Raw genomic sequence first — 14,588 nt, 5'->3', positions numbered from 1 at the left:
CAAATATGAACTTGCAGGCGCTCTTGCATCGCGGGGATGACACCCCCCGCCGCGGGTTTTTTTGCGCGTCAGACGTTCTGAATTGTCTCTAACGGAATATAAACCGTACCGTCCATGATCTTACGTGCCGTGCGAGGAAACCCAAGTCTCTCAAAAACGACGCCCTCAGGATGACTATTGGACGGTTTGGCCTCAACGTGGACATTCATCACGCCATTCGGATGACCGATACGCAGCGTAGACCTGTTTCGCGCATCAGCTTGCGTGACCGCATGGACAACCGAGCCTTCAATTCGGGACGCCGAGGCAATGCACATCGAACCAGTACCGGCCATTGCCTCATGCATACGGTTCATAAAGATCAGCCGTGCCAGAAAATCACAATCCTCATCTTTTGTTTTCTGCCCAGAGTACGTCACATAATTTGCTGAGGGGGCGACGAAGACAACAAATGGGAGGAAAGGGGATTGCTGATCCACATTCTTCCACTCGCTCGTGAATCCTAGTCGAACTGCGGCCTTTCCCCGGATCTCTCTCATCAGAGAAACAAGCTGAACGTCCGTGTTGAATTCGTCGGGCAGCTCGTCGCCTCGCAATCCGAGATCTTCAGCCCTGACAAAAACGCACGTATTGGCGACGTCGACAATCGAGACCTGTAGGCTTCGACCATCCTCCAGGTTAATCGCCTCGTTTGCCGCCCCTGTCGGCAAGGCTTTCCCTGTTTTCGCACCGATGCTACCGCTATAGTCCATGAAGACTTCTGCTCCCGTTCCCGGAACACCGGCGATCGCCAAACTACCAACGACCCGGGCGCGGCCACTTTTCACGGGAACGTGAGCTACAACGATCTTGCCCGTGTTCGTGTTGTGAATCCTAACAACGGTCGTGGGCTCCATTGGCCTTACCAATCCAGCATCGATCGCAAATGGTCCAACTCCTGCGGAGATATTGCCGCAATTTCCCGAGTAATCGATAACGTCGCGGTCGATCTCGGCCTGAGCGAATGTGTAGTCGACGTCCGCATCATCACGCTGACTGGGTCCGACAATGGCAATCTTCGACGTAATGAGATGCGTACCGCCCAGTCCATCAATCTGCATCACGTCGGGCGTACCCATCGCTTTTTTCAAAATTGCATCGCGCATTGCGCCAGCGGGCGGAAGATCATTCTCAAGGAAGTAGAGCCCTTTGCTTGACCCTCCCCGCACGATCGAAACGCGCACTCCCATCTGCTCCTCTGCAAGGTCGAAACTTTTCACGGCGGCTCCTCCTGTGGTATGGCACTGTGGCCTTGGAGTCCTGACTTTCTCACTATTGCATCGACTTATCCATTGCTCATTCAGCAACCCCCCTTTCTCTCGATAGCAGCGAGAAGCGAAGCCGTTGCCGAGTGCTTTCCAGCGGGCCTCCGAGCCACCTGTAACGGTCTCCGGACTAAAATTTTTCGACACGGTAAATAGGTTAATTCCGCCCCCGCCAGCTGTTGGTCACACCCCAATTTCGGTAGCGGAAACGGAGCGGCGCCGACCGGGTCGTTTTAATGGTCGAGGCGCGCAGTTTTTCCCAATTTCACCAGAGGCGCTTTGACGTCACGTCGGGCCGCTGAAATCACTGCTATGGTCGTGGATACGACGATACAACCCCAGCACACTCTGGCATTGGCAGTAATGGCGTCGAGAGGCGCAGTACTGATGTCAATGCCACCGCATCGTTCAGCATCATGTGCGCGGTTAGGCGGATGGTCCACAAGGTGAATCGACCCAGCAGCCGGCCAGTTTGTAAGCACCCAGCAACCTACCTTGAATTGACTGTGTAACGCCAGCGACGATCGCGTCCATCAAGCAGCCAAATGGACACGCTTACACCATGGAAGAGTACGTGGCGGTTCAATCGACGCGGCGCCGTCGACACAGTGCCGAATTCAAGGCTCACGCTATCAAGGCCCGTATGCAGCGGAGTGTCTCCAATTGCAGCGGTAGCATCGCACTACCGGTTGAACGCTAATCTGTTGCGCCCGTGGGTAAATGCACGTGAGAAGCTGGATTCTGTGGCCGAAGCGCGCGAGGCACTGGCGTTACCATCAGCTGAGTTTGTGCCGCTGCAACTGTGTTCGCCGAGACCGAAAGGCGAGTCACCCGATATTGTGACCGACCTTAGGTGCGGCGCCACCTCGGTCACGCTTCGCTGGCCTGCTTCGGACGCAGGCGAGTGCGCGAGATGGCTGCAGGGGTGGTTGCGGTGATCCGGATCGGGGCGAAATGGCTGGCGACCGAACCGCTGAAAATGCGCGCAGGAACGGATGCGATTCTGGCTCGCGTGAAGGTATTTGGTTCGGCGCCCGCATCACGCCTACCTGTTTGCCAGCAAGAGTTCAACACGCATGAAGGTGGGTTGGCGTATGTGGTGTGAAGCTACAGCCGCTGCTGCTTGACGCCCTGCGCGAACAGATCCTGCGTCAGGGCGTACTGCATGCCGATGAGACACCCGTGCAGAAGGTCAGTCCCTGCAAGGGCACGACACATCGCGCGTATCTGTAGACCTAGGCCACGACACAATACTCGCCACCCAGGGCGGTCGTATGCGAGTTCACTGACAGTCGCGCGGGCGAGCATGCCCGTACATTCCTTGGCGACTGACAAGGCAAGCTCGTATGTGACGACTTCAAGGGATACAAGGCAGGATTCCCGCAACGCGTAACCGAAATCGCTCGTGCGGCGCATGCCCGACGCAAGTTCTTCGATCTACATGCCAACCATCAGAGCGAAATCGACGGGCAAGCCCTGTACTTTGCTACGCTGTATGCGATCGAAGATGAGGCAGCCGCACGGGATCCCGATGCGCGGCGCGCTTCGAGGACTTCGTTCGCGACTGGTCATGGACGGCTTGCATTAATGGATGAACGCGCAGCGACGGCTGTTCAGAGGGCTCAGCGATCGCAAAGGTACTCGACTACAGCCTCAATCGCTGGGAGGCGCTCGCACGCTACCTCGACGATGAGCACGTTCTGATGTGCAACAACTGGGTTGAAAATCAAATCAGGCCCGAGGCGACAGGAGGAAAAAACTGGTTGTCCGCGGGCTCTCTTCGTGCCGGCGAATGTGCCGCTGCCATCATGAGCCTGCTGCGCTCAGCCCAACTGAACGGGCACGATCCCTACGCCTATCTGAAGGACGTGCTCACCCGCTTGCCAACACATCGTGCCGCTGACATTGATGTGCTGCTCCCTCATCTTTGGAAACCCTACGCTAGCGCACTTTAGCTTGCGCATGGGCTGGACAAGGTGCCTCCACCGGTTGCTTAAGCCGCTTTCGCGGATGCTGAAAGGGAATGCCTCCTCTACTGGTGCATGTACGATAAAAGAGCGGCGGAAGTGAGGGCGGGATTCTATGGTTGCGTCCGGTGCTAACGACATTCGACTATTGTCTGCCTGAAACCCTAGTTCGGCTACGGATCGCGGCCGTCGCGATGTTCCCAGATCTAACGTGGCCGTTGAGGCAGGCGCGTGATTACCCGACCCACGTTCACATTTGTTGCTGCGAGCCCGCTGGGTAGGGAGACGCGAGGCAAAGGTGGCCAACGCCTTCGCGAGGCTGCCGGCGCCCACCGAGCGAGGGCACGTTGCCGAATGCCGCTCGAGACATGACTGAAGTAGCGCGACGTATTCAGGGATTCTTGTCCCGTCCACGACGGGCTGGTGTCGCACCGTGGCCGAGGATACGCAGCTTAGCAGCCGTCATTCGCTAGCCCCCTTTCTTTCAACAAAGCTACAAACAATGAGGCGGTCGCTGTAAGTTCGTCAGAGGGCTTCGAAAACATCTGCAGTTGTCGGCTGCTCCAGCTTTCGAGCAGAGGGACATAGGTGAAGTTCAATATTTGCTGAAGTTGGATTGCCACGCCCTTCGGCATCACACCCACTCCTACTCCAGCGCTGACCATCCGCGCCATTGGGTCAAAGCTACTTACTGTCACTGCGGCGATAAGACTCTTTCCAGCCTCCTGGGCGAATTTTCGGATCTGACTCTCGATGGATCCGCCGTATTGGAGTGTTACGAACTCGTATTCTAATGCTTGTAAGCAAGTAACGCCTTCGGACTCCGCGAGGGTGTGACCGGCAGGCACAACCAAAACTAGCTCGTCGTCCCAACAGGAGAACTTGGCTAACCCTTCTGCACCAGTTGACGAGGACGCTAACGCTACGTCGACCTGCCCATCATGAACCGCTTTAACAGCCTCTGCGCTGGTGGTTTCTTTGATATTAACTTCCACGAAGGGAAATCGTGCTTTGAACGTAGCGACGCGTTCAGGGAGAAATTGCATTAAGGAGGAGATGTTCGCCGCGATTCGAACCAGCCCCCGATGGCCGTCTCCGTAGGTACTGACCTCCGTTTCCATCTCCTGCATTTCTCGCAGGATGTTTCGTGCGCGGCGCAAGACCGCCTGGCCCGCCGGCGTCGGATAAACCCCGCCAGTGGTTCGATACAGGAGCTTCGCTCCTAGCGTATCCTCTAGCTCGCTGATCCGCCGGCTTGCTGCAGACAGTGCGATGTGCTCCCTTTCAGCCGCACGACTAATGCTCGATTCTTCCACCACCGCCACGAAGAGTCGGATACTTAAATGATCTGTACGCACGTCGCTTATTCTTATGAAGGTACAAGTGAACACACTACCGCAAAGACGGACGAAAGGAAATCCGCAATCTCACTCGTATCAAGAATGCATTGCGTATCGCATCTCAAGTGCTTGCGCGCAATGCGGACAAAGGCAGCACGAGAACCGATAGCTGACGCAAGCTGTTCGAATACGCAACCAAACCTCCAGCGAATTCAACAGTGTTTTGCGTGCTGCTGGCAACTGGCGCGGCAAGTCACAGCTGCCGGCTAGGTGCGGTAGCAGCACGGGTCGCAGCATAGCCGGTCGTGCGAGTTTGCACGGATGGAGTGGTAAATATGATCAAATGCGCTCGAGAATTTTCGAGACGCCTTAACCGACGCAGTCGCATATAGCACAAGGCGAACCGACCGCCAGTGTGCTGCAGCTGGTAGCTGGCGGTCGTGACAAGCCGCGCGCCGGAAGCGCCGAGCGGATGGCCGAGCGCCATCGCACCTCCATTTGGGTTCACACGAGGATCATCATCAGCGACACCGAGCATACGCAGCGTGGCCAAACCCTGCGCCGCAAACGCTTCATTCAGTTCGATCACATCCATCTGATCTATGCTCATGCCGGGGCGCGCGAGAAGCGTCTCCGATGCCGGCCCCGGGCCCACGCCCATCACTCGCGGCGGCACGCCTGCTGTTGCCAGCCCGAGGATGCGCGCGCCGTTAGCCCGTGGCGCCTCGCGCTTTCCTCGTCGGCGATCGGCATAGCTACCGCTCCATCGTGCACGCCCGACGAGTTGCCGGCCGGCACTGAGCCATCTTGACGCACGACGCCCTTGAGCTTCGAAAGCGCTTCAAGACTCGTTTCGCGCGGATGCTCCTCCCAATCAACGATGAACGATCAGCGCTTCGCCCTTCCTCTGTGGAATTGTCACCCCGACGATTTCCTGCGTCAAAGTGACGTCTTTCTGCGCACGTGCAGCCTTTTGCTGCGAGCGAAGGCGAATGCATCCTGGTCGGCGCGACTGATCCTGTAGTCGTCGGCAACATTCTCGGCGGTCTCGGGCATTGAATCGACGCCGTAGTGCTGCCTCATCAGCGGATTAACGAAGCGCCAGCCAATCGTCGTATCGTGGATCTCGGCAGTACGTGGGAGCGCGCTCGTCGCCTTGCCCATGACGAACGAAGCGCGGCTCATGCCTTCGACCCCGCCCGCGATCATCAGACTATTTTCGCCCGACTTGATCGCGCGCACCCCGACGCCGATCGCGTCCACGCTGGAACCACACAGGCGGTGGACCGTACTGCTAGGCGTGGCGGCCGGCAGACCCGCGAGCAACGCCGACATGAGCGCAACGTTGCGGTTGTCTTCGCCTGCTTGATTCGCACAGCCATAGATCACCTCTTCGACCGCGTCCCAGTCTACCTTCTTCTCCCGCTCGACCAGCACGCGGAACGGCACAGCGCCAAGGCCATCGGCGCGGATCGAGGACAGTGAACGGCCATATCTGCCACTGGGCGTGCAGATGGCGTCGCAAGTGTAGACGTCTTGCACTAAATGAATCTCCGTTAAATGCAATTATGGTTGCGACCTATCCAGCCCGGGGTTAAGAACACTCGCCCGTCTCTAACGGTCGGTGCACGAATGCGGCCCAACGCATGCGTGCCCAGCGCGGCCAATTTTCGTGGTCGACGGGAGGAGCTCGCGGCCGACGATGGTGTCTAGATGCTTGAAATGAGTTCAGGTACGGCAACAAACAGATCGCCGACGAGACCGTAATCCGCCACGCTGAAAATTGGCGCTTCCTCGTCCTTGTTGATCGCGACGATCATTTTGCTGTCCTTCATCCCAGCCAGATGCTGGATCGCACCGGAGATGCCGATGGCGACATACAGTTGCGGGGCAACGATCTTTCCGGTTTGGCCGACCTGATAGTCGTTCGGCACGAAGCCCGCATCGACTGCTGCACGCGAAGCGCCCAGCGCCGCGTTCAGCTTGTCGGCCAGCGGCTCAAGGACCTTCGCGTAATTATCGGCATTGCCCAAGCCGCGGCCGCCCGACACGATAATCTTTGCCGACGTCAACTCCGGACGATCTAGCTTTGTCACTTCGCGCCTTACGAACTTCGAGATTCCGCTGTCGACTGCAGCTTCGATCTTCTCGATCGTTGCGATTCCGCCGTCGTCTGACACCGCTTCGAAACCAGTTGAACGCACGGTGATGACCTTGATCGGATCGACCGATTGAACCGTCGCGATAGCGCTACCCGCGTAGATCGGACGCTCGAACGTGTCGGCGGAATCTACTGCGACGATATCGCTGATTTGCGCGACGTCGAGCTTCGCGGCGACACGCGGGGCGATGCTTTTACCATAAACGGTGGCCGGCGCAAGTATGTGCGTATAGTCCTTCGCAATGTTAAGCACGGTCGCTTCGACGTTTTCCGCGAGGCCCGCTTCGAGTTGTGGCGCGTCGGCCAGCAATACTTTCAACACACCAGTTATCTTAGCTGCCGCGACCGCCGCAGCTTGCGCGTTATACCCAGCCACCAACACGAAAATATCCCCCCCAATCTTCCGGGCCGCTGCAATCGTGTTCAGCGTTGCGGCCTTGATCGACACGCCGTCATGTTCTGCAATTACAAGGTTCGCCATTTTTCGTCTCTCGGATTCCCGTTACAGCACTTTTGCTTCGCCTTTCAACTTCTCGACCAACGCCTTGACGTCCGGCACCTTCACGCCGGCGGAGCGCTTGGGCGGTTCGGTGACTTTTAGCGTTTTAAGGCGCGGCGCAACCTCAACTCCAAGGTCTTGCGGCCTCAGCGTTTCGAGCGGCATCTTCTTCGCCTTCATGATGCTCGGCAACGTCACGTACCGGGGCTCGTTCAGGCGCAGATCGGTAGTGACGACAGCGGGCAACCGCAGCAACAAGGTTTCGGCACCACCGTCGATTTCACGGCAAACAGTCGCGTTACCGTCGGCCACGACCAATTTCGATGCAAAAGTCGCCTGCGGCAGGTCAGCCAGCGCAGCGAGCATCTGGCCGGTCTGATTCGAATCGTCATCGATCGCCTGCTTGCCGAGAATAATCAATGACGGCTGTTCCCTGTCGACCAGTGCCTTCATCAGCTTCGCTACGGCCAGTGGCTGCAATTCGTCAGCGGATTCGACCAGAATCGCCCGGTCAGCACCAATTGCCAGCGCCGTACGCAATGTCTCCTGAGACTGCGCAGCACCGCACGATACGGCGATCACTTCCTTTGCAATGCCCGCTTCCTTGAGCCGTACCGCCTCTTCCACGGCAATCTCGTCGAACGGGTTCATCGACATCTTCACGTTGGTTATATCGACACCCGTATTGTCCGACTTCACACGGACTTTTACGTTGTAGTCCACAACGCGCTTCACTGCTACAAGTACCTTCACTGGATCACCTCAGACGACTGACTGTTATTAGACCAAATGCGTAGGAACGCAGTTAGCCCCTCGAAAAGAGGTAGCTGAGGTCGCAGATCGAAAAGTCCGAACCGGAAGACGACGCGAGATCGGCTATGATTTGGCGTAGCTTGCTTTCACCCGTTTGTCGGGCCCAAAAAACCGGACCACCTAAGCGGCGTAGGAATCCGTAGCCATGCACCATTGCGACATCGATGTCAGCAGCTCTTTCGGCGATACCTTCTTCCAAGACCTTCGCCGCTTCATTGATGATTGCCCCCAACGCCCACTCAGCAATTTCCTCCGGACCGTTTTCCGAGGAACAATACCTTTCTTGCTTCGCTTCGCGTCAATCAGCGTGTGTACCGCAGGGTCCGAGGTTCCTCGTTTCCGCTGCGATCCATAGCTGTAGTAGCCCGCACCCGACTTTCTGCCAAAGAGCCCCAGTTCGCACAACGAGTCGGCGATCGTCACGTAGCGCGCAGGCTCGCGTAAGGGGTTCAGATGCTGACGCATCTTCCGCACGATGTCCAGACCCGAAAGATCGGCGACGGCAAATGGTCCCGTCGCGAACCCGAGGTTTTCCAACGCTGTATCCACATGTTCGGGCGACCCGCCTTCTTCGACCATATACTCGCACTGCCTCGTGTATGCAGCGAAGATGCGGTTTCCAATGAAACCTTCAGCTACACGAGAGACGACGGGAACCTTGCCAAGTCTCTTTGCAATGCCAATGGCGGTGTTGACAATCTCGGGACTGGTGATCCGTGTTTGGACGATCTCGAGCAAGCGCATCGCTTGGGCTGGACTAAAAAAGTGTAGTCCAACAGTTCGTTCGGTATGACCTGCCATCTCGGCCAGATTGTTAAGATCTAGGTAAGAAGTGTTTGAGGCGAGAATAGCTCGATCCGGCAGTACATTGCGAAGTGCCGACATTGTCTCGCGCTTTACGCCAGACTCCTCAAACACGGCCTCAATCGCAAGATCCACATCTTGAAATTGAAAAATACTCTGGACCGTCTTCACTCTATCAAGGCGTTCTTGCGCCTCCCCTTCACTCAGTTTTCCTTTCTTGATTTGCTCTTGATACGTGCGGCTGAGCTTCACCGAGACGAGCGACAAGGCTTCTTCGCTCTTATCAAATATAAGCACTTCGTACCCCGCGTCGGCAAGGTAGCCCGCGATTCCGACGCCCATTGTCTCCGCCCCAAGAACGCCTATTTTTCGAATAGCACCACCGCTCGCGTGTCCGCCATGCCGGGGACGATAGCTTGCGCGTTCAGCGAAAAACAGATGACGGAGCGCTCGAGCCTGAACACTTGCACGCAGCTCATTGAAAACTGCGCGCTCTTTGGCGAGTGCATTATCGAAGGGAAGTTGTCCCGCCAAGTTCACCATGTCGGTAGCCGCCTCGATATTGGCCGAGTCCTCCGCAGCAAACTCCCGATCTCTGATCCCTCGCTTGGCTCCTTTCATGGCTTTGACGAAGCTTGCGGCGCCGTGCTCCACGTCGTCGACCACTATCTGATCGATCAAACCAAGCTCAAGTGCCTGGAAATCCGTGAGCCGGCGCGAGGACGTCACGATATCGATTGCCTTTGCCTTTGCCTTTCCGGTCACGTAGGCGATGCGTTGTGTTCCTCCTGCGCCTGGAATCATGCCAAGGCTCACTTCCGGCAGTCCAACCGCGGCTCCGGATGCCGCAACGCGCCCATCGCAGCCCAGCGCTAGTTCGAAACCACCTCCTAGTGCTGATCCGTGAATTGCTGCGACAACAGGAAGCGAAATCGCTTCGATAGCCCTGATCACATCCGGCAGCGACGGTGGCTGTATCAGAGCGTCGAACTCACGAATATCCCCCGCCAAGAAAGTGTTCCCATCGCCAATGATTACGATACCAACCAGTGACGGGTCTGCACCGAATTCGCGGATACCTGTCAACAAGCCTTGCGGAACAGCTACCGAACCGGCGTTCAAAGGCGAATTGTTGATCACCAGGAACCCGACTCGCCCTCGCCTCTCCCGGCGCACACCCTGACTGTCTTGTCCGGCAATATCTGATCGCGCGTCCATGTCAGCTACCGATCTTGACCAACGCGTCAACCGCCACGACACCCCTGCCTTTCTCAAAAACCATAATCGGATTTACCTCCGCTTCTTGCACATTCACATCGCTCAGGATGGCGAGATTTGACACTGAAACGATAGCGGCAGCGAGCGCATCAAGGTCGGCGCGTGTCCGTCCTCGGTATCCATCTAACGCGCGCATCGCTTTGACCTCTGAGATCATCTCGAGGGCGGTTTCGTGTGTCACCGGTGCCAAACGCAAAGCTCGATCACGGTAGATTTCGGTGAAAATGCCGCCGGAGGCAAGCATCACAATCGGGCCGACCTGCGGGTCACGGCGGAAGCCGACAAGCGCCTCGCCCAAACCTTTCGTCATTTCCTGCACGAGTACGCGCTCGACGCCCCCCGCCCCAACATTGCGTTCGACGCTGGTCCGAATCTTCTCTATCGCGTTGCTGAGTTGCTCGTCGTCGCGGATACCAAGTTCCACACCGCCAGCGTCGGTTTTGTGCGGAACATCGGCCGACAGGACTTTCACTGCGACTGGGTAGGCCAGCCCATCAGGAAGAACAGCGCCAGCTGCGGCGTTCAGTGCGGCCGCTGGCGCGTGGCTAACCCCAACTCGCGCGAGGAGTTGATATGCCTCAAGTTCATCGAGAAGCCGCGGCGACCCGGCCCCCTCACTTGACACCGGTAGTCTGGGGATTGGCGAAGGGGGCCGTCGGGCAAATGTCGCGGCGATTGCGTCAGCACAAGCCTCGGGCGTTCGAAAGCACGGCACTTCACCTGCAGAGAGTCGTATAAGCGCTTCAGGCGCATCAGGTACGACAAACGAAACAAGGGGCGCCAGTTCGGACGATTCGAGGGCGCTGTCGAGGATGGGCCCCACGGCCAACTCCGGAGAGAATCTTGCCGACGAACCCGCTACCGCCACCACAAGATCGAACTCTGGTGCCGAACGCAATACTTTCAGCGCGGCGCTCATCACGTCGTAGCGAGTACCGGCTAGAGTAAGGTCGACGATGCGACCATGACCCACACTCACGCCCGCTTCCGACAGCCTCGCGTAAGTGTCCTCGCTAGGATGCTGAACGTCGATCTCGCGAACGCCAAGCTGGTCGACAACCATGGCTGCGCCGCCACCAGTTGTAGTGACTACCGCAACTCGTGGCTTTTTCGTATGACGAATTCGCTCCACCGGGATCTTCTTGAGCAGCGCGGAGCTTTCAATGAACGCCTCCAGCGTCTCAACCCGTGCGATACCACAATCCTTCAGGAAAGCCTCGGCTACGTCGTCTTCTCCGGCCAGCGCACCGGTATGCGAAACCGCGAGCTCGGCGGCCGCGCTCGAGCGCCCCAGCTTATATGCCACCACAGACTTACCCTTCACGGCTGCCCGGGCGGCGAAGTCGCGAAGCTTGTCAGCGTGCCGAAGTGTTTCGAGAAAGAGCATATAACCGGTGATTTCCGGATCATCCAGTGTGGCTGCGCAAATTTCCCCGATGCTGAGATCAACTTCGTTACCGACTGACACCAGACCGGCAAAACCAATCCCTCTCGCCTTCCCGCGAGAGACGAGCGCGCCTATCATGCTTCCACTGTGTGATGCAACGAACAAGCCACCAGCGGGGAGATTCGGCTCGGCAAATGCGGCATTAGCTGTCAGGGTAAGCTTGCGCTTCACATTGACAATACCCAAGCCACTTGGGCCCAGAACGCGAATTCCTGTCTTGCGTACGATTTCCCGGACGCGGGCCTCGCGGGCGCCCCCTTCCGCGCCACTTTCCGAGAAGCCAGCGGCCAAGATAGTCGCCACGGACACGCCACGCTCTGCACACTCTTCGAGCGCATCGATGGCCGCATCGGTCGGGGTCAGGATGAACGCATGTTCCGGTACAACGGGAAGCGCCTCAAGACTGCTCCAAGCTTTCTCGCCGAGCACCGTATCACGCCTTGGATTGATCGGATAAACGTCACCTTCAAAACCTGCTTGGCGAATAAATTTAAGCGGTCGTGCTGCAGTTTTTGACGGATCGTCGGATGCGCCGATTAGCGCGACACTGCGAGGTGAAAGAAGCACGTCCGCAAGCTGCCTTTCACCAACATGACTCTTGGTGATGTTGCCGTTTTCCATAGATCGCACACTCCTCTTATTTACGCTGGTCGAATCGGCGCTCAAAGACAGTTTCAGAAATACGATTCTTCAGCATTTCAATGGAGCCACCTGCAATCATCCATCCACGCGTGCGCCGCACGCAGTATTCCACCAGCGATTCTTGGCTGTACCCCATGCCACCCATCACTTGAAGCGCCTCGTTCGAAACGTCAAAGCCTGTCATATTGCAATGCGCCTTCGCAATCGCGGTGTCATACGCCGAAGGCAATTGGCCGTTCTCTACGTTTGCGGCGCGATACAGCAGCAGTTGCGAGGCCTCAAGCTTCAGGACCATGTCGGCAAACTTCCACTGGATTCCCTGAAACTCGCAAATCAGTTTTCCAAACTGTTCGCGAATCAGTGCGTGATCGCGTGCCGCGTTGAACGCGTACCGTCCGAGTGCCAATGCACGTGATGCGTTACCCACTCGCTCAACATTGAAACCCGAGATCTGCTTTTTGAAACCACCCGGCCCGAGGAGGACGTTTTCTGCAGGAATTCGACATTCCTCAATATAGAGTTGCGACCACTCCTCGCCGCTCATAAAGCTCGACGGTTGCCCCACGGTAAAGCCAGGCGCGCCCTTCTCGATGAGAACGGAACCGATGTTTTCGAGACCAGGGCCGAAGCGGCAGTAGACGAGGAACAGATCGGCGTCAGGACTGTGTGTCGAGAAAATCTTCGTTCCGTTGATGACGTACTCATCGCCGTCTTTCCGGGCGGATGTCTTAAGCTGAGTGACCGCCGAGCCCGCACCGGGTTCTGTCATCCCCAGTGAAATGACCTTTTTCCCACTGAGTAAGTCCTTGAGAAATCTCGATTTTTGCTCAAGAGTAGCATACTCAACAAACGTCCGAATGGGGCCAAAGTTTCCGGCCTGCAGGATGTCCGCGCTCTTGGGACAGACCTGCGCAACCTCCTGGATCGCAATAACCGCATCCATCAGGGTTCCACCCTGACCTCCGTCCTCTTCCTTCATCGTGATTCCAAGCAGGCCGTGCTCTGCGAGTTGTCGCGCTGCGTCAAAATCGTAGCCGCCACGATGTGCTCTTGCGAGGGCGCCTTCCGCTAGGGTGTCATGTGCGAATCGCCGCACTGCGTCAGCGAAAGCGAGCTGTTCTTCGGTTAGTGCGAAATCCATGCGTTCCTCATTGATGGGGCCTGAGATGGATTTCATTGTTGCAGTCGACCATTTGACACACTAGTTCGCATACGGTACGTTGCTATGATCTTTTGGAATATCGTATGCCGCGAACAGTTCCTCCTTTGAACCCCCTTCACGTTTTCGCAACCGTTGCGCGCTCGGGCAGTCTGACGAACGCCGCCGCAGAGTTATGCGTGACACAGTCAGCGGTCAGCCGGCAAATCACTACTCTCGAAAACTATCTCGGCGTTGAACTTCTTGAGCGCGGCCCAAGAGGTGTAGCGCTAACAAATGTCGGCGCCGCCTACTTCAAAAGCATCGGACCGGCGTTCTCCGCTATCGAGAGCGCGACTGAAAAGATCGTCGGGCGGCTAGAAGGTGAACCCTTGCGTCTTTCAGTCTATGCGACGTTTGCGGCTAAATGGCTCATGCATCGGCTACACCGTTTCGAAGCAAAATATCCCGCGATCCCCGTGGAACTCAGTACGACTGTCGCCAAAATCAACTTCAACGAAATCCAGGTCGATGCAGCCATTCAATTTGGCGACGATAGCTGGAAAGGCATCAGTTGCGAACGCCTGTTCGATGATGTCATCGAACCGGTGTGTAGCCCGAAATTGCTTCGACGCGGTACAGGGTTGATCACCATTGACGACTTGGCTCATCACCGCCTGTTGCAGTCCAAATATCGAAGAGAGGATTGGTTCGACTGGCTTCGCGCCGTGGGGAGGAGCGATCTCGAAGAGTTGGTGTCTCGCCAGCGGGGAGGATTCCAGAATTCGTTGCTTGCGTACCAGGCTGCGATCGAAGGCTTGGGCGTGGTCATTGGTCAAACGAAGTTGTTGGCGAATGACCTGGCCGCTGGTACGCTCGTACGCCCGTTTGATCGGCCCGTCACCAGGGACCTAGCTTACTACCTACTTATTCCTGAGAACAGACGACACTCGCGCGACGTCAACGCGTTCAGATCGTGGCTCCTGACCGAAATCCGGGCAATGCAATAAGGCAGATCGGATATCCACGTTGTGACCGTTGGAAGCGCTTTTTCTTCCGAGAATCGGAGGGTCATCGTAACCGTCCGACAACCACCGCTATTGACAACGGGTTAAGAAAGGGCTTTTAAAGGCGCGTTGAACTTAGGTAACGTGGAGCCGCAACTGGTCTGCAACGTGATCGGATGCTCGTGCGA

10 protein-coding genes and 2 pseudogenes are annotated in these 14,588 nt (G+C 57.0%); 3 read left to right on the top strand and 9 right to left on the bottom strand.

From position 1 onward, the window contains the following. Positions 1-68: 68 nt before the first annotated feature. Positions 69-1,259: a 2-methylaconitate cis-trans isomerase PrpF family protein gene (locus C2L66_RS39320; protein ID WP_233445145.1), complete on the bottom strand. Its 1,191-nt coding sequence runs from the start codon at positions 1,257-1,259 to the stop codon at positions 69-71. A 958-nt stretch (positions 1,260-2,217) separates the two neighbouring features. Here C2L66_RS39320 and C2L66_RS39310 point away from each other — a divergent pair. Continuing rightward, on the top strand, positions 2,218-2,409 hold the full coding sequence (locus C2L66_RS39310; protein WP_082670590.1) for a hypothetical protein: 192 nt from the start codon (positions 2,218-2,220) through the stop codon (positions 2,407-2,409). Continuing rightward, positions 2,388-3,259, top strand: a pseudogene (tnpC, locus tag C2L66_RS39305) (IS66 family transposase); the annotation flags it as partial. The gene C2L66_RS39310 and the pseudogene tnpC, both read left to right, overlap by 22 nt. A 464-nt stretch (positions 3,260-3,723) precedes the next feature. On the opposite strand, the gene C2L66_RS39300 reads toward tnpC, so the two are convergent. From C2L66_RS39300 to C2L66_RS39270, 8 genes and pseudogenes are all read right to left on the bottom strand, one after another. After that, positions 3,724-4,629 carry a LysR family transcriptional regulator gene (locus C2L66_RS39300; protein WP_063803430.1) on the bottom strand — a complete coding sequence of 302 codons (906 nt, stop codon included), beginning with the start codon at positions 4,627-4,629 and terminating at the stop codon, positions 3,724-3,726. 235 nt (positions 4,630-4,864) lie between these two features. Beyond that, positions 4,865-5,272 carry a thiolase family protein gene (locus tag C2L66_RS42075; RefSeq protein WP_233445150.1) on the bottom strand — a complete coding sequence of 136 codons (408 nt, stop codon included), beginning with the start codon at positions 5,270-5,272 and terminating at the stop codon, positions 4,865-4,867. Next, positions 5,272-6,153: pseudogene (locus C2L66_RS39295) on the bottom strand (thiolase family protein). Before C2L66_RS39295 ends, C2L66_RS42075 begins: the two are co-directional and overlap by 1 nt. A 167-nt stretch (positions 6,154-6,320) precedes the next feature. Next, positions 6,321-7,253 carry an electron transfer flavoprotein subunit alpha/FixB family protein gene (locus C2L66_RS39290; RefSeq protein ID WP_060610991.1) on the bottom strand — a complete coding sequence of 311 codons (933 nt, stop codon included), beginning with the start codon at positions 7,251-7,253 and terminating at the stop codon, positions 6,321-6,323. A gap of 21 nt (positions 7,254-7,274) precedes the next feature. Continuing rightward, positions 7,275-8,024, bottom strand: a complete 750-nt coding sequence (locus tag C2L66_RS39285) for an electron transfer flavoprotein subunit beta/FixA family protein (protein WP_060610989.1) — start codon at positions 8,022-8,024, stop codon at positions 7,275-7,277. A 180-nt stretch (positions 8,025-8,204) separates the two neighbouring features. After that, positions 8,205-10,028, bottom strand: a complete 1,824-nt coding sequence (locus tag C2L66_RS39280) for a 3-hydroxyacyl-CoA dehydrogenase NAD-binding domain-containing protein (protein WP_233445144.1) — start codon at positions 10,026-10,028, stop codon at positions 8,205-8,207. Between the two features lie 79 nt (positions 10,029-10,107). Beyond that, positions 10,108-12,234 carry an acetate--CoA ligase family protein gene (locus tag C2L66_RS39275; RefSeq protein ID WP_060610987.1) on the bottom strand — a complete coding sequence of 709 codons (2,127 nt, stop codon included), beginning with the start codon at positions 12,232-12,234 and terminating at the stop codon, positions 10,108-10,110. A 16-nt stretch (positions 12,235-12,250) separates the two neighbouring features. Further along, positions 12,251-13,396, bottom strand: a complete 1,146-nt coding sequence (locus C2L66_RS39270) for an acyl-CoA dehydrogenase family protein (protein WP_060610985.1) — start codon at positions 13,394-13,396, stop codon at positions 12,251-12,253. 104 nt (positions 13,397-13,500) lie between these two features. Here C2L66_RS39270 and gcvA point away from each other — a divergent pair, with 104 nt between their 5' ends. Beyond that, complete coding sequence (gene gcvA, locus C2L66_RS39265; RefSeq protein ID WP_063803420.1) at positions 13,501-14,403, top strand: transcriptional regulator GcvA; 903 nt, start codon at positions 13,501-13,503, stop codon at positions 14,401-14,403. Positions 14,404-14,588 lie beyond the last annotated feature (185 nt).

The sequence above is a fragment of the Paraburkholderia caribensis genome (genome assembly GCF_002902945.1).
GTDB classification, from domain to species: Bacteria; Pseudomonadota; Gammaproteobacteria; order Burkholderiales; family Burkholderiaceae; genus Paraburkholderia; species Paraburkholderia caribensis.
The sequence above is the reverse complement of the archived record's forward strand: the minus strand, read 5'-3'. Positions and strand labels throughout refer to the sequence as shown.